Origin of the sequence: Nocardia sp. NPDC051929, assembly GCF_044548645.1 — a bacterium.
In the GTDB taxonomy this organism is placed as follows: domain Bacteria; phylum Actinomycetota; class Actinomycetes; order Mycobacteriales; family Mycobacteriaceae; genus Nocardia; species Nocardia sichangensis.
On the sequence record NZ_JBIUCG010000015.1, the window covers coordinates 150,757 to 172,629 of the forward strand.

Below are 21,873 nucleotides of genomic sequence, written 5' to 3' on the forward strand. Positions count from 1 at the left end.
ATTTATAATGCTCGCCGCATTCCCTACCGTTTCCTGATCCGAGGATGCCCGCGTGCCCTGTGGAGGGGGGAATCGTCAGTAAGGCCGGTGTATTCGGTGGCCGGGATCGATGAGGATCTTGCCTTCGATCCGGCCGGCGGCCAGCTGGTCCAGTGCGTCGTCCAGCTCGGCGAGCGCTATCGGGGGTCGGGCGAATTCGTTGCCCAGTTCCGGGGTGGCGGTGAGGATGTCCAATGCCGCCGGAAGGTCGGTGTCGCAGATGTGGGCCAAGGTCGTGTCGAGGGTGATCTCGCGGAAGATCATCGAGTGCAGGTCGAGTGTGGGATGTTGTTTCGGGATGCCGACGGCTTGGACTCGACCGCCGTCGGCGACCATGTCGAGGGCGGCGGCCAGTTGGCCCGGCGCGCCACTGGCTTCGATCACCACATCGGGCTTGCGGCCGCCGAGCGCGTCGCGGACGTCGGCGCTCAGCGCTGAGGAGGGCGGCAGGGTTCGGGCGGCGCCGAGCCGTCTGGCGCGTTCGAGGCGGGCGCCGGGGAAGTCGATGACGGTGATGTCGTAGTCGCCGAGATGTTTCAGGCCGGCCAGGACGAACGAGCCGATCGCTCCGGCGCCGATGACCACGACATGGTCGCCGTCGCGTACCCCGGCTCGGCGGGCGGCGTGGATGCCGACGGCCAAGGGCTGCGCGAGTGCGGCGTGGTCGAGGGGGAGGCCGGGCGGCAGTCGGCGCAATGTTCGCACCGGAACGGCGACGTATTCGGCCATGCCGCCGTCGAGGTCGAGCCCGAGGGTCTGGTATCGCGCGCACCGGTTGGTGCGGCCTTCGTGGCAGCGTCGGCAGGTGCCGCACCAGATCCCGGCTCCGCTGGCCACGAGTGTGCCGGAGGCGAGGTCTGTTCCGGTGTCGACTTCCACGATCTCGCCGACGAATTCGTGCCCGGGAATGATCGGGCCGAGGTGGCGGCTGTGGGGGTGACGGTGGTGGACGGGAAAGATCTTCGGCCCGGCTGTCCACTCGGCGGCGTCGGTTCCGCAGATGCCCGAGCGCAGCACACGCACCAGCGCTTCGGTCGCGCCCGGGGTGGGGATGGCGACGTGTCGCAGACGGATATCGCGGGCGCCGTGGTAGACGGCGGCTTGCATCGTCGATGGCACAGAAGGTCCTCTAGGTCGGGGCGTGTTGCCGGACAGCGCCGTCGGGCCGGTCGTATGACGAGCGGCCCGACGGCGTTTCATACGGTGACGGGTGCGTCGTCGCGAGGGTCGGTCATCGGTCGGATGACGACCGTGTCGTCGGTGGCGCCGGAACGGGGCAGCAGCAGGGCGACGACGGCGGCGAGTCCGAAGAAGCAGGCACACAGGATGAGTCCGCCGCTGAAACCGATGTCGGCGGCCAGTCCGGCCAAGGCGAACGGCGCGAGCGCGGAGATGCCGCGGCCGACGTTGAAGCAGAATCCGGCTCCGGTGGCGCGGGCTCGGGTGGGGAACAGTTCACCGAGGTAGGAGCCGAACAGGCCGAAGAAGGCGGTGAACGCGCCGAACAGCGGTCCCAGCCACAGCAGACTGGTTTGGTGGGTGGTCACCGCGTAGATCGGCAGTGTCAGCGAGACCCCGGCCAGGGTCAGGATGATGGTCCGGTGGCGGCCGATGTGGTCTGCGAGGAACCCGAATCCGTTGTAACCGGCGAACATTCCCAGGTTCAGGATCGTCACGAAGACCGCGACCGAACTCGAGGGCAGGTCGCGTTCGGTCGTGAGGTAGGTGGGCAGCCAGGTCGTCGCGCCCCAGTAGCCGAACAGCGCGAGGGCCGCCATCAGGGTGCCGAGCAGGGTCGTGCGGCGCAGGCCGGGGCCGAGGACATCGCGCACGGAGACGACCTCGCCGGTGTCGGCGGCCTTGTGCACCGCCCAACCCGCGGATTCGGTGAAGAAGATCAGAACCACGACGACGGGGAGTGCGACCGCGGCGCCCGCCACGAGGAACATCAGTCGCCAGTCCGGCAGGAACCAGCCGGAGATGGTGGCGGCCATCGCGCCACCGGCGGGGAAGGCGCTGATGACGAAGGCGGCGGCGCGGCCTCTGCTGTGTTCGGGCCAGGTCTCCACGACGTAGGCCGAGACCACGCTCCACACCGCGCCCAGGCCGATGCCGGCGAGGAACCGCAGCAGCAGGACGGTCTCGAAGTTCGGGGCGACGGCGATCACGGCGGTGAAGACACCGAAGGTGACCAGCGACGCGATCAGTGCCTTCTTACGTCCGAAGTTGTCGGCGACGTAACCGCCCAGGACGCTGCTGACGCCGATGCCTATCAAGGTGGCGGTGGCCAGCAGTCCGCCCTGGGTGACCGACAGCCCCATTTCCTTGCGGATGGTTGGCAGGGCCATGGACAGCAGCACTATCTCGAGCGCGTCGAACAGGTAGGCGAGAAAACACCCGCCGAGCACGATCCAACGACTACGTCGCATCGCGACACCTCCAAAGTGGCCTGCCGCGGACATGACTGCGCGGCAGGGAAAATCGTGTTCGCAGGGAATGAAGCCCGCCCTGCCGGGCAGATCCGGGATCCGCGTGCGCGGACGGCGCGGTGTGCGGCCCGCGATAGCCGGCTAGGAGCCGTCGTGGGCGGCCAGGACGAGGTCGAAGTCGATGCTCGTCCAGCCGCGTTCGGAACGGGTGCCATCGGGCGTGGGGTCGACGGCGTCGTGGCTCACGACGTCGACCACAAGGTTCTGCTTCACCCCGAACACCGCGTCACTGTCCAGGTACGGGTCGCCGGCGACGAAGATGTGGGTGATCAGGGTCCGGTATCCGGGTGCGGTGACCATGAAGTGCAGGTGGGCGGGCCGCATGGGGCCGCGGGCAGTGGCCGCGAGCAGGTCGCCGACCGGGCCGTCGTGCGGGATCGGATACGGCGCGGGGAGAATCGAGCGGAAACGGTATTCGCCGTCGTGGCCGGACCGCAGCCAACCGCGACCCGCCGAGCGGCCGTCGGGATACTGGACGTCGTAGAAGCCGTCTTCGTCGGCCTCCCACACCTCGATGCGCGCACCCTCGATGGGGACGCCGGTGACCGAGCGCACCTGGCCGGACACATAGCAGGGGATTCCGGCCGCACCGCGGGCGATGTCACCGCCGAGCGGCACTTCAGGGGCTGTGTCGACGAAGAACGGGCCGAAGACTGTGGATTCGGTGGCTCCGGGTTCGCGCGGTTCGTTGATGGCGATGGTCAGCATCGACAGGCCGAGCACGTCGGAGAGCAAGATGAACTCCTGGCGGCGCTGGTCGGTGATGTGCCCGGCGCGGGTCAGGAAGCCGATGGCGACCTCCCACTCGCGTTCGCTGAGCCGCACGTCGCGGGCGAAGGCGTGCAGGTGCTCCACAAGGCTGTGCATGATCTCGCGCAGGCGGGGATCGGGGGTGGCGTCGAAGCTGGCCAGCACCTCCTCGGTGACGGCTTCCTCGCGGTCGGTGGTCAGGGTTCGGTCGATGCTCATGTGGTGTGCCTCGAAGGGTCGGATCCCGACCATGCGGCGTGCAGCAGGGCACGGAGGCCGGCAGGAGTGACCGGAGTGGGGTTGTCGGCGGGTGCGATCGCGAGGATGTCGTCGCCGACCGCGGCAATGTCGAGTTCGGTGACGCCGAGTTCGCATAATCCTTTGGGAATTTCGAGCTTCTCGCCGAGTTCGCGCAACGCGGTCACCGCGTCGGGGCGGGCGAGCGCGTTGGCGATCCGGTCTCCGGCCTGCGGCGCGTTGGGCAGGTTGTAGGCCAGCACGTACGGCAGGACGATGGCGTGTGTCTGCGCGTGAGGCAGATCGAACGCGCCACCCAGGACGTGGCAGATCTTGTGGTGCAGACCGGATCCGGCGACGGCGAACGCCGATCCTGCGAGGTAGGCGCCGAGCAACAGTTCACCGCGTGCCGCGAGATCCGAGGGCGCGGCGTGGACGGTGGGTAATCCGTTGATCAGATGGCGAATACCGGCTTCGGCGACAGCACTCGAGATCGGGTTGCGCTGCGGCGCCCAGAACGCTTCGACGCAGTGGGCCATCGCGTTGAGACCGCTGGCGACCGAGAGGTCCACCGGGAGCGAAACAGTCAGTTCGGGGTCGTAGATCACCGTGCGGGGCAGGACCCGTTGATCGGTGCCGGTGGTCTTGCGGCCTCGATCGGTCAGCCCCCACACCGGCGTGACTTCCGAGCCCGCGTAGGTGGTGGGCACCGCGAGGATCGGCAGCCCGGTGGTCAGGGCGACGGCCTTGGCGGTTCCGGTGGTCGACCCGCCGCCGACCGACAGCACGAGATCGGCACGTTCGGCGGCGGCGCGGGCGCGTTCGGCGACCTCGGTGGGCACGTGCGGACGCACGTCGGTGAATGTCGCGATCACCCTGTCGGCGAACGGCGCGCACAACCGCGCCCCGATCACACCTTCCTGGCCGGTGCCGATGAGCAGGATCCGTTCCGCGCCGAGACGGTCGATCTCGCCGAGCAGCTGGGTGCGCGCTGCGCCCGCACCGAAGACGACGCGGCCGGGCAACCCGTCGTAGGTGAAACTCGTCATCGGCGTTCACCCGCCGGGATGACGGTGGGCTGGAATGCGAGCAACAGCCATTCGTCGTTCTCGTACACCCAGACCGCGAGTACTCGGTTGGCCAGCGTCTTGCGGACGCCGCCGGCGGTGATCTCGGCGTGCATCTCACCGGCGACGATCGCGGTGTCCGCGGCGACGACGACCCGTGTGACCGGGTGGTCGATGCGGTGGTAGCGGTAGTGACCGGTGCGGAGTTTCTCGAGGTAGCTGTCGCGGGTGTCGACCTCGGCGGTGGAATGGGTGTAGACGAGGTCGGGGTGGGCCAGCGCGGCGAAACGGTCGAACTCGCCGGTGAGGACCGCGGCGTAGCGCCGATCCTCGAGTCCCCGGATGGCGGTCTCGATGCTGGCAGCGGTCATGGTTGCGCCGGTCATGGGCGCGCTCCTGTCTGTTCGAGTTCGGCAGCGGTCGTGTGGTTCGGTTTCTCCGCGCGATCGCGCAGTGCGGTGAGTACTCGGGCCATGTCGGCCTCGGCGAGGCCGGCGTCCACGGCTTTGTCGAGGACGGACAGCGCCGCTTCGGAGCCGGGCAGGTCGAGCCCGTGCCGGTGGGCGAGATCCAGGGCCAGACCGAGGTCTTTGCGGATGAGGGAGACCGGGGCCGCGACGGCGGTGGACTCCGGTGTGAGATATGTCTGGCGTTTGTAGCCGACGTACGGGGCTCCGGCGGCGCTGCCGCTCAGGATGTCGTAGAAGACACCGAGGTCGAGATCGGCGGCCTCGGCGATCAGCAGGCCTTCGGCGACAGCCTGGTTGAGCCCGGCCAGCACCGCGTTGACGGCGAGTTTGGCCGCCGAGCCCGCACCGACCGGGCCCGCGTGGAACTGGGCCGCGGTCATCGCGGCCAGTACCGGACGGGCACGCTCGAACTGGTCGGCCGACGCGCCGACCATCGTGGTGATGGACGCGGTCTCGGCCATGGAGACGCTGCCCGAGACCGGCGCGTCGATGAGCTGGAGGTGGGGCAGTTCGCCGAGTGCGCGCACGGCTTCGGGGCCGATGGTGCCCATCACGATGTGCAGGTGACCGGGCCGCGCGGCGCGCAGCACTTCGCTCACCACGGTGAAGGTGGAGGGACCGTCTGGCAGCATGCTGATCGACAGCGAGGCGGCGGTGAGGTCCTGCGCGGAGGCGACCGCGGTCGCTCCCTGCGGAGTCAGTCCGGGAACGGGGTCGTAGGCGAGGACGGAGTGGCCCGCCCGGACCAGATGCGTCGCCATCGGATGTCCCATACGGCCCAGGCCGGCGAATCCGATCAGCATGACCGCCTCCCTCGTTCGGACATCGCGTGTCGCGCGAGCGGTGGCACGGCTGCCGTGGGGTGACGCGCTGCGAGGAAAGACATGGGTCTCCTTCGTCATCGGTGACCGGAATGGACGCACTCGTGAGAGTGACATTCAGTATCATGGAACAAAATTCCACATAGTGTCAAGTGGCACCAAACATGATGATTGATAGAAGATAGCTATTCGATCGGAGGATTTCCGCAATGTCGGACACTGGAAAGGACTTCTCGTCACTACGTAAACTGTTGTGCCGAAGCCAATTAGAGGCTTCGGTGGTCATGTTCGACGCGACTCGGTCCAGACGGCGCAGACGCGGATGCCTCAGCGGCGATGTAGCCGGACTGTTATGCCAGGCCGAACGCCGATCGCGCTGGCATGCGAACGACCCGCATAGTGTTCACTGTGAATGAATGATCGAGGGCGTCCGGATGAAAGGGTGAGCCGATGGAGGACAGGATCGGATCGGCGTTGCGGCAGGCTCGCCTCGAGCAGAAACTGAGTCTGCGCGGCTTGGCGGCCGCCGCAGGCATCTCGGCCAGCCAGCTCTCCCAGATCGAGACCGGCAAATCCCAGCCCTCGGTGAGCACTCTCTATGCCCTGGTGACCCACCTCGGCGTCTCACTCGACGAGTTGCTGGGGATCGGACAGACGCGCCCGGACGCCGACCGCGCCGCAGAACCCCGCCGCCAATCCACGGGGGTCGTGCAGCGGGCCGCCGACAACCCGGTGTTGGAGATGGCAAACGGGGTCCGGTGGGAACGGCTGGCGGTCGATCCGCGCGCCGACGTCGACGCACTGCTGGTGACCTATCAGCCGGGCGCGGCCAGTTCCGTCGACCGGACGATGATGCGCCACCAGGGAACCGAGTACGCCTACCTGCTCGCGGGTGAGTTGACGCTGCTGCTCGACTTCGACCGGCATCGTATCGCCGCAGGCGACTCGCTGTGCTTCGACTCCACCAGGCCGCACATGTACGTCAATCAGGGGGCCGAACCGGCGACGGGAGTGTGGTTCGTCTCCGGTCGCCACAATCCCGGTCCCTCGCGGACTTGGGTCGCCGAACAACTCGGCGAGGCCGGAGCGCAGGCGTCCCCGCGGGTCACCAACGCCGTCGACGTGCTGAGCCTGCTCGGAGCGGTCGGCGCGCCGCCCGGCGAACGCGACACGGAGGTCGCGCCGCACGGGGACGCCTGAGCAACCCTCGCTCAGGCGAATCCGAGCAGGCAAGGGCCTTCTCGGTGGCCGGGATCGTTCCGATGCCCATGGTGGCGGACGGAATTGCCGCCGTCGCCGCGGAGTTCTTGCCGCCCACGGTGATTCGATCGCGGGCGATGTGGTCGTGCAGAGCCGCGCCTTCGCCTCGGATGCCCCATCGGATGTCGGTGGCGTAGAACTCGCTGCGGCTCACAGATTCCAGGCCGCCGGCCACGATGGGGTCGCGGTCACCGAAGCGCACGTGCATGCACACGTCGAGCACGGCCTGCGAACACGATCCACAGCGTCGGTCCACCTGTTGACCCGGGCGCGATGACACCGAGGCCTACGTCCAGCGGGCCGATCCGCCCGATCGCGGGCGCCTCCCCGTTCGGGTTGAGCGCAGTCGCCGAATACGCGGACCTTCAGCGGGACACCCCGTGCAGGATGAGCGTGTGCTCGATGCAGCGCGCGATGAATTCGTCGTCGAGCGCACCATCGACCACCAGAAGACGGAAATATATAGGGGCTGAGAGGGTTTCGAGTACTTCGCGGGGATCGACGTCCGACGGCAGCTCGCCGCGCTCGACGGCCCTGCCGATGACGTGCGCGGTTCGGTCGAAGCGGTCGACCCAGAAGCGTCGGCGCGCCTCGGCGACCTCGGGATCGGCCGACAGCGCGATGGTCGTGCCGAGCAGCCGCGCGATTCCGGGTCGCGAGATCAGGTGGGAGATCTGTTCGGCGAGTTGCCGGAGATCGCCGCGCAACGTCCCGGTATCGGGTGCGGGGTTGCCCGCCGCCGCCAGTTCGGTGACGGTCTCGGCGATCAGGGCCGTGCGCGTGCCCCAGCGCCGGTAGATCGTCGTTTCCGCGACGCCCGCCCTGGCGGCGACATCGCCGATGGTGAGCCCCTCGATCCCGTGTTCGGCTACCTGCTCCAGGGTGGCGGTCAGTACCGCGTCGCGCACGCGCGCCGACCGTCCCCCGGTCCGCTTGCGCGGGGCCGGGGGCGGTGACGGTTCGTCGATGCTCGCGTCGCGTCCGCGCTGATTCATGCCCCTGTTCTACTCGATGCGCACCCGGCGATGGGCGGACCGGGCCGCGAACGGCTCGGTCAGCGCAGGTAGGCGGTGATCCAGTTGCCGAACTCGCAGGCCAGATGCCACTCGTGTTCGGCGATGTACAGGCCCGGAACGGCCGCCGGAAAGGCCACCGCGAGACGGCTGCGGAAGCCGCCGCCGGGCTCGTCGCGGAACTGGTGCCGCACGCCCCCGACGACAGTGCCATCGGCGAGTGCGGCGGTTCCGGCGACGGCGAGCGGATAGGCCGGGTCAGCGGAAACGGGAACTCCGGTCGAGTCGGCGTAGTCGACGAAGAAGCGGCTGGCCAGGACCGCTCCACCGGTCACCTCGACGACTTCCTGACGTCCGTCCGCCAAGGTGGCGATGATGTAGTGGTCGGGGCACGCGTCGGTCCAGATCGCGCGCGCGTCGGTCGTGCGCGCGAGGCCGAACCACTCGACGAAACCGGCGGCGCTGCCTCGGTCGCTGACGATCTCGGTGGTCGAGATCGCCCATTGCCCGCCCGAGGCGGCGAGCGCGGTCCGCGTGGCCGCCTCGGAGGCGGCGAGTTCGGCGGCGAGCAGTTCCCGCAGTCCTTCCGAGCCGATCAGGGCGCGCGCCTTCGACAGGGCCGATCGCGCGGCGGCGATGTCGTCCACGGCGACGGCGAACCGACCGAGCAGGGAATCGAGCTCACCCCGCAACAGTCCGGCGAAGTCGGTCGACAGTCGTGCCGCCGCCACCGACAGTCATCGACGCTCCCATTCCACGACCCCGGACGGCTCGACCGGCGCACCGCCGATGAAGGTCCGCAGCCCGGTCCTGAAGGCCGGGGACCCAGGATTCGCCCCCGCCGCGCCGCAGGCCAGGTACATCGCGGTCGCCGCGGTCGCGGCCGCTCCTGCGGTCCGGTTCATGAAGTTTCGCCTGGTCAGCATTGACCGATTCCTCTCGCCTGCCGCCCTGTTCGCGCGCGTCGACGACGTGTTCGAACGGGGATGAAATGTTAATGCAAGATGAACTTGCGTTAACATAGTATGGGTGACTCGGGTCACTCTGTCAACAGTTCCGGGACATTAAAGCTAGGAAAGCTTGCGTTTGCGAGGGGGCGGGATTACGTTGACGCTGGTCTGCTCGGCGTTAGCCACCGCGCTTCCCGAGCAGGCGGACGTTGGTTCATCCCCCGCCGACGGGAAGTGGTCGGGACGGAAACGGAGAGGAAGGCGAGGCTCATGGGCGAGTCCATCGCGATTCGGACGTATATCGGCGGCGAGCAAGTCTCGCGGGAACAAGTACGAGCATGGGAAGCCCGCCGGGCCGCGGTGGTGTTGACCAAGCTCGCCCGTCGTCTGGGAGCGCGAGCCTTCGCCGAACTCGCGCCGGGAAAGCGTTTGGACGACCTGCTCGGCGCTCCGCTCGACGCGCAACGATCCGCGTTGACCTCGATGAAGACCCGCCTGGGTCACGCGGGCGTGTACGCCGCCCTCAGGCGTGACCTCGAGATCTCCGAGCGGATGACGCGCACCGGCGTCGCGCTCAGCCGGGGCCGCACCGAGCACGCCGTCACCCGCCTCGAGGTTCCCGGTTGCAGCGCCGAACGATTCGCCGCCTGGTTCTCCGACCTCACCGCCACCAACGCCGAGACCGATATGGTCGACGCCTGCCCCGACCACTACCTCCTGCGCGGCCTCTCCGACGGCCGCCAGGAAGTCGTCGAAACCACCGGCGGGTCACCCCTTGCCACCCGATTTCTCGTCGACTACGGCAGAACCGAAGCGCTCACCATCCCCGCCGACCCCCGCTACCCCCAGCAGATCGCGGGACAGGCCCTGCTCGACGACGGCCTCGTGATCGGCGGTGTACGACACCAATTCCTCGACCGCCGCGGAACGATGGAAGCCCTGCTGACCGTGCAGTTCCCGGCGAGTGTGCCCGCTCGGTTCATCCGCGAGCACCGATGGCACCTGGCGGTGGAATTCGGCAACTGGATCATCGCCGCCGCGCCCACAGCCTTCACGTCGTGAGCCGACTTCGGCTTGACGCCGATCCCTCCGCGGGCATGCAAATTGAAACTTGCAGCGCTGCAACGCAGTACTGTCCGCAACTTCGGCGCCCGTGTTGATGTGAGGCGGCCCGGCAACGGAGTCATCGGCGCAGTCTCCCTCCTGTGGCAGACCTGAACAGCCCGACAGCGACGCGATCCGCGGGGAAGATGCCCATCTGGTTCAACACCAGGCGTGCCGCGGCGAGCGTTTCTGCGCTGACTGCCGGTGTGGTCATCGGCGCACCTCCTCGAGCAGTCGCCGGCTGGCCACGCACAACTCATCGAGAGCGTGGGTGGGTCAGCAGCCTTCCGGCATCGAGCCGAGTCGGTTCCAGGCGAATGCTCGGCCGCCGGTCGAGGGCGGCGACGGGATGCTTGTCGAGGATGCGGCCTCAGTCTCCGGGTGTGCAGATTCCGTGGACGACATCGCCGTCGGCGGTACGAACCACGCGGTTCGTGACCTGCGGTCGGTGAACACGTTCCTGCAACGGCGACTGTGGCGGGATGACCGGCGCGATCACGGCTGACCGCCACCGCCAGCAAACTTTTCGCAGAAGGCAAATGTGTCGCGATCCGGCACATGTGGCATGGATCGCAGCAGGTCAGAGTGTGTTCAGCTGGTCGACTCCGTGTGTGCGCCTGCGCTCCCACACGCGGCTCGGGAAGGTGTCACGACTGACGGGAATCTGTGCGCGAGAGGGGACTTGAACCCCTACGTCCGTGGACACCAGAACCTAAATCTGGCGCGTCTGCCAATTTCGCCACTCGCGCTTGATGGTACGACCGTCCAAACTCTACCGGGCCAATCGGTCATCGCGAAGCATTGGGTTGGCGTGGCGTACTCGTCAGTAACCTCACCTGGGATTATAACGATTTGGCAAACGTCAATGTGAGGGGCACTCATGTTTCGTACGTGTTGGTAACCCGATGGACCAGCGTGTTCAAACATGAGGCGGAGTCATGTTTACGACTATTCTGGTACGTACGTACTCAAATACTCTCTAGTAGTGGGCGCGCCCAGGGGTAAACGTGAGGATTTCCTCATGATTCTGTGTCATCCTCGCCCGTATCAGGCCGATCAACCGCGATCACTCGTGAACCGGTAGGGACCGGCGTGTCGCCGAGGCATGTCGCATGGAGAAGGAAGTCGAAGCGTCTTGACGATCAACGAGAGCACCAAGACCGAAGCCGGACAGAGCACGAAGGTGGCTGCCGCCGCCGGGAAGGCCGCGTCGGGCGGGGCGCGGTCGCCGCTGTTGGATCGTCTGCTCGGCGGCGTGTCGTACGCGCTCGCCTTCGGTGGGCAGGGTGCGCAGTGGCTGAGCGAGCTGGAGGAGATCGCGCGCGACAGTGCGCTGGAGCCGGAGCTGACCGCGCTGGTCAACGAGGCGGCGGCGCTGTTGGAGCCGGTCGCGGCGCAGTTGCTGGTGGTTCGTCCGGTCGGCTTCGACCCGATCGGCTGGATGCTGGAGAACGAACTCGCCGACGGTGACGAGGGCGAGATCTCCGCGGCCCCGTCCGACGCTGTACTGCGCTCGGCGGCGGTGTCCATGCCCGGTGTGCTGCTGACCCAGGTGGCGGCCGTGCGGGCGCTGCGGCTGCAAGGCTTGGATCCGGCCGAGCACGCGCCGGTCGCGATCGTCGGGCATTCGCAGGGTCTGCTCGCCGCCGCCGCGGTCGAAGCCGGTGGCGCCCGCGACGCGGAGCTGCTCGCGGTAGCCCAGATGATCGGCGCCGCAGCGGGTTTGGTCGCGCGGCGGCGCGGGCTGATGCCGGTGGGCGAGCGCTCGCCGATGGTCGCGGTGTCCAATGTCGATCCCGAGCAGCTCGGCGCCGTGGTGGCCGAGGTGTGTGACGGATCCGATCCCGCTGCGGCCGTGGTGGTCTCGATCCGCAACGGACGTCGGCGCGCGGTGCTGTCCGGGCCGCCCGCGCAGCTGGAGCGGGTGCGGCAGCGGTGCGCGCAGATCCACGACGAGCAGGCGCGCGAGCGCGACGCGAAGGTGCGCGGCGGCTCGGTGTTCGCTCCGGTCTTCGAGGACGTGGCCGTCGACGTGGCTTTCCACCACCCGGCGCTGGCCGACACCGTCGACCTGGTGAGCAGCTGGGCCGACCAGTGCGGCCTGGACAAGGAGCTGGCGGGCGAGCTGGCGCGGCAGATCCTGGTCGATCCGATCGACTGGGTGGCCGTCGTCGAGGGCGTGATCTCCGCGGGCGCGGAGTGGATCCTTGACCTGGGCCCGGGCGACCTGCTCTCCCGCGTCACGGGGGGCACGCTGAAGGGCACCGGCCTCGGCATCATCGCGGCCGCTACCCGCGCCGGACAGCGCAGCCTGCTCACCCCCGGTGCCGCGCCGGAGCCCGCGGCCCCGTGGTCGGCGTTCGCGCCGCGGCCGGTGCGGCTGCCCAACGGGCGCATCGTGGTCGAGACGGCCTTCACCAAGCTGACCGGGCGCTCGCCGATCCTGCTCGCGGGCATGACTCCGACCACGGTCGACGCGAAGATCGTCGCGGCCGCGGCGAACGCGGGCCACTGGGCGGAGCTGGCCGGCGGCGGGCAGGTGACCGAGCAGATCTTCGCCGACCGGGTGGCCGAGCTGCGGACGCTGCTGCACCCGGGGCGCTCGGTGCAGTTCAACTCCTTGTTCCTCGACCCCTACCTGTGGAAGCTGCAGCTGGGCGGAAAGCGACTGGTGCAGCGGGCCCGCACGGCAGGCGCCCCGTTCGACGGCGTCATCGTGACGGCGGGCATTCCCGAGCTGGAGGAAGCTGTCGCGCTGATCCAGGAACTCACCGAGGTCGGGATCAGCCACGTCGCGTTCAAGCCGGGCACGGTCGCCCAGATCCGGGCCGTGCTGCGCATCGCCGACGAGGTCCCGGACTACCCGGTGATCATGCACATCGAGGGCGGCAAGGCCGGTGGTCACCACTCCTGGGAGGACCTGGACGACCTGCTGCTGGACACCTACTCCGAGCTGCGCAACCGCGCCAATGTCGTGGTGTGCGTCGGCGGTGGCATCGGAACCCCCGAGCGCGCGACGGAGTACCTCACCGGCCAGTGGGCGGTCCGGCACGGCTACCCGGTGATGCCGCTGGACGGCGTGCTGGTCGGCACGGCGGCCATGGCCACGCTGGAGGCCACCACCGCGCCGGAGGTCAAGCAACTGCTCGTGGACACTCCCGGCACGCCCGACTGGGTCGGTGCGGGCACCGCGTCCGGCGGCATGGCCTCGGGCCGCAGCCAGCTGGGCGCCGACATCCACGAGATCGACAACGCCGCTTCGCGCACCGGCCGACTGCTGGACGAGGTCGCGGGCGACGCGGAGGCGGTCGCGGCGCGTCGCGACGAGATCATCGCGGCGCTGAACGCCACCGCCAAGCCGTACTTCGGCGACCTGGCCACCATGACCTACCAGGACTGGCTGGAGCGCTACGTCGAGCTCGCGGTCGGGCTGGACCGGCGCAAGGACTTCGACTGCGGCAGCGACCTGGGCGACGCGATCGCCGAGGCGACGCGTTCGGTGTGGTTGGACATCACCTGGCGGGACCGGTTCGCGGAGATGGTGCGCCGCACCGAATCCCGGCTGCACCCGGCCGACCGCGGCGAGATCCCCACGCTGTTCGCGAGTGACGACGACTTCGAGAACCCGGTCGCGGCGCTGTGCGCCTTGAAGGACGCCTATCCCGCCACGGCGCAGACGCTGCTGCACCCGGCCGACGTCCCGTTCTTCATCGCGTTGTGCAAGACCCCGGGCAAGCCGGTGAACTTCGTGCCCGTCGTGGACGGCGACGTGCGTCGCTGGTGGCGCTCGGATTCACTGTGGCAGGCGCACGATCCGCGCTACTCGGCCGATCAGGTGTGCGTCATCCCCGGCACGGTCGCGGTCGCGGGCATCACCCGGGTCGACGAGCCGGTCGGCGAACTGCTCGACCGCTTCGAACAGGACACGGCGTACTCCCTGGTGCGCGCGGGCGTGGCGCCAACCCCGGTGGACGCGCGTCGCACGGCGGGCGTCACGAGCGGCCCGATCGACGCCGTGCTGGCCGCCCCGGACGTGCAGTGGGCCGGACGCACCGCGATCAGCCCGGTGCACCGGCTCGGTGACCTGTCCGAGTGGGTCGTCGACGGCAAGGGTGCGGTGCATCCGCCCACCGGCGCGACGCTGGTCGAGACCGCAGGCGCCGAGCCGGAGCACGCCTACGTGGAGCTGACCGTCCCGCTGCTGGCGGGCAACGCGGTGCGCATCCGGATCACCGTGCCGACCTCGGTCTACAACGGTGGCGCCCCGGTCGTCACCGAGGCCGACGCCGACGAGGCCATGGCCGCGCTGCTCGCGGTCGCCGCGGGCCAGGATCTGCCCGAGGTCAAGGGCAAGGTCGCCCACGTGAATCTGGCCTGGACGCCGGATCTCATCGCCGATCACGCCGGGGTCACCGGCTCCGGCCTGCCCGCCACGCTGAGCACGCTCGGCCGCACCGTGCCGGACGTGCTGGTCGGCGCGTGCTGGCCCGCCGTGTTCGCGGTGCTCGGCGCGACCCGCACCGCGAAGGGCGAGAGCGTCATCGAGGGCATGCTCGACCTGGTGCACCTGGACCACCAAGTGCACCTCGCCGGTGCGCTGCCCGCCGAGACCAGTGTGCTGGCGGTGCGCGCGGAGGCCGGTGAGACCGTCGACACCGACCTGGGCCGGGTCGTCGAGGTGCACGTGCGGATCACCGCCATGCTGGACAAGCCCGAGACCGGGATGTCGATGCCGGTGCTGGCCACCCTCACCGAGCGGTTCGCGATCCGCGGGCGCAACGGCGCGGGCGAACTGGCCGATCCGCCGCGCGCGGCTGGCACGGTGTCCGACGCGGCCACCGACACCCCGCGCAGGCGTCGCCGCGACGTCACGATCGTGGCTCCGCGCACCATGCACGCCTTCGCCGCCGTCTCCGGCGACCACAACCCGATCCACACCAGCGATGCCGCGGCGAAGCTCGCCGGGCTCGGCAGCCCGATCGTGCACGGCATGTGGCTGTCGGCGGCCGCGCAGCACGTCGTGTCGGCGGTCGATCCCACGAGTTCGGTACCCGCGCGGACGGTGACCGCGTGGACCACCCGGTTCCTCGGCATGGTCCGTCCCGGGGCGCAGATCGATGTGCGCGTCGAGCGGGTAGCGCTCGACGCGGGCAGCGAGGTCGTCGAGGTCTCCTGCCGCACCGAAGGCGAGCTGGTGATGACCGCGACCGGTCGCACCGTGGCGCCGAAGACCGTCTACGCCTTCCCCGGACAGGGCATCCAGCGCAAGGGGATGGGGCTGGACGCCCGCTCCCGGTCGAAGGCGGCCAAGGAGATCTGGGACCGCGCGGACAAGCATACCCGTGCGGCGCTCGGCTTCTCGATTCTCGCCGTGGTGCGCGACAACCCGACCTACCTGAAGGCGCGCGGCGTCGAACACCGCCACCCGGACGGCGTGCTGCACCTGACCCAGTTCACCCAGGTCGCCATGGCGACCCTCGGCGTCGCCCAGGTGGCGGAACTGCGCGAGTCCGGTGCGTTCGTCGAGGGCGCGCTGCTCGCGGGCCACTCGGTGGGCGAGTACAACGCGCTCGCCGCCGTCGCCGGAGTGCTGCCGCTGGAGGCGGTGCTCGAGGTCGTGTTCCAGCGCGGTTCCGCGATGCACGAGCTGGTGCCGCGGGATGCGCAGGGACGCAGCGACTATCGGATGGCTGCGATCCGGCCCTCACAGATCGGATTGCCCGACGCGGAGGTCGTCGGCTTCGTCAAGGAAGTCGGCGATCGGGTCGGGGAGTTCCTCGAGGTGGTCAACCTGAACCTGCGCGGTTCGCAGTACGCGATCGCGGGCACGGTGGCCGGGCTGGACGCGCTGGAGCAGGAGATCGACCGTCGTCGCGCCGAATTCGGCGGCAAGCGGGCGTTCATCCTGGTCCCCGGCATCGACGTGCCGTTCCACTCGACGGTGCTGCGCAAGGGCGTTCCGGAGTTCCGGCAGAAGCTCGAGCAGCTGCTGCCGGTGGATCTGCGCCCGGAGACCTTGATCGGCCGCTACATCCCGAACCTGGTGCCGAGGCTTTTCACACTCGAGCGGGCGTTCGTGCAGGAGATCGCGGACCTGGTGCCGTCCGAACCGCTCGCGGAGGTGCTGGCCGACTTCGACAGCTGGGCCGCCCGGCCGACCGAGTTGTGCCGCGTGGTGCTGATCGAGTTGCTCGCGTGGCAGTTCGCCAGCCCGGTGCGCTGGATCGAGACCCAGGACCTGCTGTTCACCGACCCCGCACAGGGCGGCCTCGGCATCGAGCGGTTCATCGAGATCGGTCTCGGCGCGACGCCGACGGTGGCCAACCTGGCCAGCCAGACGTTGAAGCTCCCCGCTTTCGGCGGAGCCAAGGTGGAAGTGCTCAACATCGAGCGCGAGGCGGCGATCGTCTACGCGACCGACACCGATCCCGCCCCGGTCGACGAGCCGGTGGAGGAGCCTGCCGCCGCAGCGGCTCCGGCAGCGGCCGTCGCCGCCGCACCCGTGGCCGCGCCCGCCCCGAGTTCGGGCGGCCCGCGTCCGGACGACATCGCGTTCACCGCCGCCGACGCCACGCGCGTGCTGATCGCGCTGTGGACCAAGTTGCGGCTGGACCAGATCGGCCCGGTGGACACCATCGAGGGCCTGTGCGACGGCGTTTCCTCCCGGCGTAACCAGCTGCTGGTCGACCTCGGCTCCGAGCTCTCGCTCGGCGCGATCGACGGCGCGGCCGACGCCGACATGGGTGCGCTGTCCGCGACGGTGGAGCGGCTCGCCCGTACCTACCGTCCGTTCGGCACGGTGCTCACCGACGCCATCGGCGACCATCTGCGCAAGGTGTTCGGGCCGTCCGGCAAGCGTCCGGCCGCCATCGCGGACCGGGTCAAGAAGGTCTGGGAACTCGGTGACGGGTGGGCCAGCCACGTGACCGCCGAGGTGTCGCTGGGCACCAGGGAAGGCACCAGCGTGCGTGGTGGCGACCTGGGCGGCCTCGTCTCCGGCGCGCTGGGCGACGCCGCCTCGGTCGACGCGGCCATCGATGCCGCCGTGCAGGCCGTCGCGGCCCGTCGCGGTGTCGCGGTGTCGCTGCCCTCGGCGGGCGGCGGTGGCGGTGCGACCGTCGACGCCGCCGCGCTGGGCGAGTTCACCGAGCAGATCACCGGACGCGACGGCGTGCTCGCCACGGCCGCGCGCGTCGTACTGGAACAGCTCGGACTTTCCGAGCGCGTCTCCGCGCCGGAAGCGACCGACAACTCCCTGGTCGATCTGGTGTCGGCCGAACTCGGTTCGGACTGGCCGCGTCTGGTGGCGCCCGCGTTCGACGCCCGCAAGGCGGTGCTGCTGGACGACCGGTGGGCCACGGCGCGCGAGGACTTGGCCCGGCTGTGGCTCGCCGACGACGCAGGCAGCGCGAACGGACCGGTCACCGGGTTCATCGGTGCGGGGGAAGCCGTTGCGGCGCAGGCGAACTGGTGGCGGCAGCGGGCGATGCACGAAGCGCGCTCGGTGCTGGCCGGCCTGTACGAGCGCATCGCCGAGGCGGCGCTGAGCACGGAGGAGCCCGGGCTGTGGTCCTCCGACATCGCGGTGATCACCGGCGCCAGCAAGGGATCCATCGCGGCGGCGACGACCGGCAGGCTGCTCAGCGGTGGCGCCACAGTCGTGGTCACCACGTCGTCGCTGAACGACGAACGCCTCGCCTTCTACCGGAAGCTCTACCGCGACAACGCCCGGCACGGCGCGGCTCTGTGGGTGGTGCCCGCCAACATGGCGTCCTACCAGGACGTCGACGCCCTGATCGACTGGATCGGCACCGAGCAGGTCGACAGCGCGGGCGGCGCGAAGATCAAGGTCAAGGACGCGATGACGCCCACGCTGCTGCTGCCGTTCGCGGCGCCGCGAGTGGCCGGTGACCTCGCGGACGCGGGCGCGCGCGCCGAAATGGAGATGCGCGTGCTGCTCTGGTCGGTCGAACGGCTGATCGGCGGGCTGTCCAAGCTGGGCGCCGATCACGACGTGGACGCGAAACTGCACGTGGTGCTGCCGGGTTCGCCCAACCGCGGCATGTTCGGCGGCGACGGCGCCTACGGCGAGTCGAAGGCGGCGCTGGACGCGGTGGTCGCCAAGTGGCGGGCCGAGAAGTCGTGGTCGACCCGGGTCACCCTGGTGCACGCGCTGATCGGCTGGGTGCGCGGCACCGGCCTGATGGGCCACAACGACCCGATGGTCGAGGCGGTCGAGAAGGCGGGTGTGCAGACCTGGTCCACCGCGGAGATGGCCGACGAGTTGCTCAAGTGGTGCACCTCGCGGGCCCGCCAGGTGACCGCGACCGGCCCGCAGCAGATCGACCTGACCGGTGGGTTGGCCAGGGCCAAGCTGGACCTGCCCGCGCTGGCCAAGCAGGCCGCGGAGCAGGCGGAGGCGGAGACCGACGCGGACGCGGGTCGCACGATCGCCGCACTGCCGGCGCCGCCGACCGTGACCTCCGCGCTGCCGGTGCCCGAGTGGGGCGAGGTGACGGTGGATCCGGCCGACATGGTGGTCATCGTCGGCGCGGGCGAGCTGGGCCCGTACGGCTCGGCGCGCACCCGATTCGAGATGGAGGTCTCCGACGAACTGTCGGCGGCGGGCGTGCTGGAACTGGCTTGGACCACCGGCATGGTCACCTGGGAGAACGACCCGAAGCCGGGCTGGTACGACGCCGCGTCCGGTGACTACGTCCCCGAGCACGAGCTGGCCGAGCGTTACCACGACGCCGTGGTCGCCCGTTGCGGTGTGCGCCGCTACGAGGACGACGGCGCCATGACCGACAATTCGGCCCCACTGATGACCTCGGTCTTCCTCGACCAGGACCTGTCGTTCACGGTGGGCGGCGAGGCCGAGGCGCGTGCCTTCCACGCCGCCGATCCGGAGCACACGGTGATCACACCGGTCGCGGACTCCGGCGACTGGACGGTGACGCGCCGAGCGGGCACGGAGATCCGCGTGCCGCGCCGGGCCAAGCTCTCGCGCACCGTCGGCGGCCAGATCCCGACCGGCTGGGACCCGACCATCTGGGGCATCTCGCCCGATATGGCCGCTTCGGTGGACCGGGTCGCGCTGTGGAACATCGTCTGCACGGTCGACGCGTTCATCGGCTCCGGGTTCAGCCCCGCTGAGCTGATGAGCTGGGTGCACCCCTCGCTGGTCGCCAACACGCAGGGCACCGGCATGGGCGGCATGTCCTCGATGCGCTCGCTGTACATCGACAACCTGCTCGGTGAGTCGCGGCCGAACGACATCCTGCAGGAGGCGCTGCCGAACGTGGCGCTGGCGCACGTGGTGCAGTCCTACGTCGGCAGCTACGGCGCGATGGTGCATCCGGTGGCGGCCTGCGCGACCGCCGCGGTGTCGGTCGAGGAGGGCGTCGACAAGATCCGGCTGGGCAAGGCCGATCTGGTCGTGGCAGGCGGCTACGACGATCTCGGCATCGAAGGCATCGTCGGCTTCGGTGACATGTCGGCCACCGCGGATTCCGCGGCCATGAGCGCCAAGGGCATCAGCGACCGGTACTTCTCCCGCGCCAACGATCGCCGCCGCGGCGGGTTCATCGAATCGCAGGGCGGCGGCACGGTCCTGCTGGCGCGCGGCAGCGTCGCGCTGGAGATGGGCCTGCCGGTGCTGGGCGTGGTGGCCTACGCGCAGTCCTTCGCCGACGGCGTGCACACGTCCATCCCGGCTCCGGGCCTGGGCGCGCTGGGCGCCGGTCGTGGCGGGACGGAATCCCGGCTGGCGACCGAACTGCGCAAGCTCGGCGTCACCCCGGACGAGATCGCGGTGGTGTCCAAGCACGACACCTCGACGGCCGCCAACGACCCGAACGAGTCGGAACTGCACGAGCGGCTCGCGACGGCCATCGGGCGCTCGGACGGCGCTCCGCTGTTCGTCGTCTCGCAGAAGACCCTCACCGGGCACGCGAAGGGCGGGGCGGCCGCATTCCAGCTCATCGGCCTGTGCCAGGTGCTGGAGCAGGGCGTCATCCCGCCGAACCGCAGCCTCGACTGCGTCGACGAGAAGATGCTGGCCTTCCCGCACCTGGTGTGGCTGCGCGAACCGCTGCGGCTGGGCGGGCGCCTTCCGCTGAAGGCGGGTCTGGTCACCTCGCTCGGCTTCGGCCACGTGAACGGTCTGCTGGCGATCGTGCACCCGGAGGCGTTCATCCAGGCCATCGAGCCGGGACGGCGCGAGGAGTACCAGCGCACGGCGCAGGAGCGTCAGCTGACCGGCCGCCAGCGGTTCGTGGAGGCGATGTGCGGCGGCGCGCCGCTGTACGAACGTCCCGCGGATCGCAGGCTCGGCGGGGAGGGCACCCCGTCCCAGCGGGCGCGTCAGCTGGAGGCCGACGTGCTGCTCTCGCCGGAGGCGCGCCTGGATCAGGACGGCGCCTACCGCGCGAAGGGCATCGGATGCGCGTAACCGGAAGCGCGGCGGGGCAACTCGCCGCGCCGGGTCCGTGCGCGGGCTCGCCGAGGACGTCGTAGGCTGGCCGCCTATGACGATCCTCGGTATCGGCTTGGACTTGGTGACCATCTCCGAGTTCGCCGAACAGCTCGAACGCGCCGGAACGACGATGCTCCGGGAAAGTTTCACCGCGGGTGAGCGGCGCTACTGCCAGAGCAAAGGGACCGACCCGGCGCGCAGCTACGCGGCGCGGTGGGCGGCGAAAGAGGCGGTGCTCAAAGCATGGGCGTCGTCGCGGTTCGCCCGCCGCCCGCAGATCGGGGACAACCCCTATCCGCTGATCGAGGTGGTCAACGACGCGTGGGGCAGGCCGAGCATCAAGCTGCACGGCCTGGCCGCCGAATTCCTGCCCCGGGTAAGGGTTCACCTGTCGCTGACCCACGACGGCGACACCGCCGCCGCGATGGTGGTGCTGGAGGACCCGGGCGAGCTGGCCGACCTCATCGAAGGCCGCGAGAGCGCCGGTTGAGTCGCGCGGTTGGTCCCGGTTCCGGCCGGGACCACCACTTATTTTTGGCCGCCGGTCCGCGATTCCTTCTCCGCGACCAGCAGGTAGGCGACCATCAGCCGCTTGAGTTCGGCGACCGCTTCGGCGCTGCTCTGCTCGTCCTGCACGGAGAAGTTGAGCATCGAATAGACCACGTGCACCAGCACTTCCGCCATCATGGTGCGCCGTGCCCGCGGAGTGCGCGGCGTGAGCGGGCGCAGCATCTGCGACACGACCTCGGCGAACTGCTTCTCGTGGATCGCCCCGGTGGCCCGGGTGGACGGCGTGGACTGCATGGCCAGCCACACCTCCCGCCGGGACGGGTCGGTCATCCAGAGGTTGGCCAGGTGGTCGACGAACTGGTTCATGTGCCGCAACCAGTCCAGCGAGGGAATCTCACCGTGGAAGTCGGCCAGCTCCTGGGAAACGGCAACCAGATCTTGGCGATTCAGCTCACAGACGATGACGTACTTGTTGGCGAAGAACTGGTACAGCGTGCCGATCGGCACCTCCGCCCTGGCCGCCACCTCCTCGCAGGTGAACGACTCGAACCCGACCTCGACGAGCAGCTCCCTGGACGCCTGGAGTAAGGCGTCGAACTTTCGTTTGCTGCGTTCCTGCGTCGGCCGGCGTCGCGGCATGAGCTCCTGTGGGTCGTCCTGCAGCTCCAACGCAGGGTCCAGACGGT

General features: G+C 69.5%; 15 protein-coding genes and 1 tRNA gene. 4 read left to right on the plus strand and 12 right to left on the minus strand.

Annotated features, from left to right (window positions below; genetic code table 11):
- Positions 1–75: 75 nt before the first annotated feature.
- The 6 genes from ACIHAX_RS21580 to ACIHAX_RS21605 form a co-directional block, all read right to left on the minus strand.
- Positions 76–1,158, minus strand: coding sequence for a zinc-binding dehydrogenase (locus tag ACIHAX_RS21580; protein ID WP_397279234.1), 1,083 nt, complete (start codon positions 1,156–1,158; stop codon positions 76–78).
- Positions 1,159–1,235: 77 nt separating this feature from the next.
- Positions 1,236–2,468, minus strand: a complete 1,233-nt coding sequence (locus ACIHAX_RS21585; protein ID WP_397279236.1) for an MFS transporter — start codon at positions 2,466–2,468, stop codon at positions 1,236–1,238.
- A 141-nt stretch (positions 2,469–2,609) separates the two neighbouring features.
- The gene (locus ACIHAX_RS21590) at positions 2,610–3,497 is read right to left on the minus strand and encodes an intradiol ring-cleavage dioxygenase (protein WP_355075824.1); all 888 of its coding nucleotides are present in this window, start codon (positions 3,495–3,497) and stop codon (positions 2,610–2,612) included.
- Positions 3,494–4,564 (minus strand): maleylacetate reductase, encoded by a 1,071-nt coding sequence (locus ACIHAX_RS21595; RefSeq protein ID WP_397279238.1) that lies wholly within the window; start codon positions 4,562–4,564, stop codon positions 3,494–3,496. Before ACIHAX_RS21595 ends, ACIHAX_RS21590 begins: the two co-directional genes overlap by 4 nt.
- Positions 4,561–4,968, minus strand: coding sequence for a nuclear transport factor 2 family protein (locus ACIHAX_RS21600; RefSeq protein WP_364429857.1), 408 nt, complete (start codon positions 4,966–4,968; stop codon positions 4,561–4,563). The genes ACIHAX_RS21595 and ACIHAX_RS21600 overlap by 4 nt, the downstream gene beginning before the upstream one ends.
- A complete protein-coding gene (locus ACIHAX_RS21605) occupies positions 4,965–5,855 on the minus strand; it encodes an NAD(P)-dependent oxidoreductase (RefSeq protein ID WP_355075830.1) in 891 nt (296 codons plus the stop codon). Before ACIHAX_RS21605 ends, ACIHAX_RS21600 begins: the two co-directional genes overlap by 4 nt.
- A 468-nt stretch (positions 5,856–6,323) precedes the next feature.
- On the opposite strand from ACIHAX_RS21605, the gene ACIHAX_RS21610 reads away from it, so the two are divergent.
- Positions 6,324–7,073, plus strand: coding sequence for a helix-turn-helix domain-containing protein (locus ACIHAX_RS21610; protein ID WP_397279241.1), 750 nt, complete (start codon positions 6,324–6,326; stop codon positions 7,071–7,073).
- Here ACIHAX_RS21610 and ACIHAX_RS21615 read toward each other — a convergent pair.
- The 4 genes from ACIHAX_RS21615 to ACIHAX_RS21630 all read right to left on the minus strand — a co-directional run bounded on the left by ACIHAX_RS21615 (position 6,979) and on the right by ACIHAX_RS21630 (position 9,072).
- On the minus strand, positions 6,979–7,413 hold the full coding sequence (locus ACIHAX_RS21615; RefSeq protein WP_397279243.1) for a hypothetical protein: 435 nt from the start codon (positions 7,411–7,413) through the stop codon (positions 6,979–6,981). The two genes, ACIHAX_RS21610 and ACIHAX_RS21615, sit on opposite strands and share 95 nt — an antisense overlap.
- A gap of 85 nt (positions 7,414–7,498) precedes the next feature.
- Positions 7,499–8,128 carry a TetR/AcrR family transcriptional regulator gene (locus tag ACIHAX_RS21620; RefSeq protein WP_364429848.1) on the minus strand — a complete coding sequence of 210 codons (630 nt, stop codon included), beginning with the start codon at positions 8,126–8,128 and terminating at the stop codon, positions 7,499–7,501.
- Between the two features lie 59 nt (positions 8,129–8,187).
- Complete coding sequence (locus ACIHAX_RS21625) at positions 8,188–8,877, minus strand: hypothetical protein (RefSeq protein WP_397279245.1); 690 nt, start codon at positions 8,875–8,877, stop codon at positions 8,188–8,190.
- A 6-nt stretch (positions 8,878–8,883) separates the two neighbouring features.
- Positions 8,884–9,072 (minus strand): hypothetical protein, encoded by a 189-nt coding sequence (locus ACIHAX_RS21630; RefSeq protein ID WP_397279247.1) that lies wholly within the window; start codon positions 9,070–9,072, stop codon positions 8,884–8,886.
- Positions 9,073–9,366: 294 nt separating this feature from the next.
- On the opposite strand from ACIHAX_RS21630, the gene ACIHAX_RS21635 reads away from it, so the two are divergent.
- Positions 9,367–10,158, plus strand: a complete 792-nt coding sequence (locus ACIHAX_RS21635; protein WP_364429842.1) for a hypothetical protein — start codon at positions 9,367–9,369, stop codon at positions 10,156–10,158.
- A 709-nt stretch (positions 10,159–10,867) separates the two neighbouring features.
- Here the strand turns inward: ACIHAX_RS21635 and ACIHAX_RS21640 are convergent.
- Positions 10,868–10,949 (minus strand) — tRNA-Leu (locus ACIHAX_RS21640).
- A 386-nt stretch (positions 10,950–11,335) separates the two neighbouring features.
- Between ACIHAX_RS21640 and ACIHAX_RS21645 the strand changes: the two genes are divergently transcribed.
- Positions 11,336–20,653: a fatty acid synthase subunit beta domain-containing protein gene (locus tag ACIHAX_RS21645; protein ID WP_397279249.1), complete on the plus strand. Its 9,318-nt coding sequence runs from the start codon at positions 11,336–11,338 to the stop codon at positions 20,651–20,653.
- A gap of 76 nt (positions 20,654–20,729) precedes the next feature.
- Positions 20,730–21,167, plus strand: a complete 438-nt coding sequence (locus ACIHAX_RS21650; RefSeq protein ID WP_039796489.1) for a holo-ACP synthase — start codon at positions 20,730–20,732, stop codon at positions 21,165–21,167.
- 38 nt (positions 21,168–21,205) lie between these two features.
- On the opposite strand, the gene ACIHAX_RS21655 is transcribed toward ACIHAX_RS21650, so the two are convergent.
- Entirely contained in the window at positions 21,206–21,826 is a 621-nt protein-coding gene (locus tag ACIHAX_RS21655; RefSeq protein ID WP_355075985.1) for a TetR/AcrR family transcriptional regulator, read from the minus strand.
- Positions 21,827–21,873: the final 47 nt, after the last annotated feature.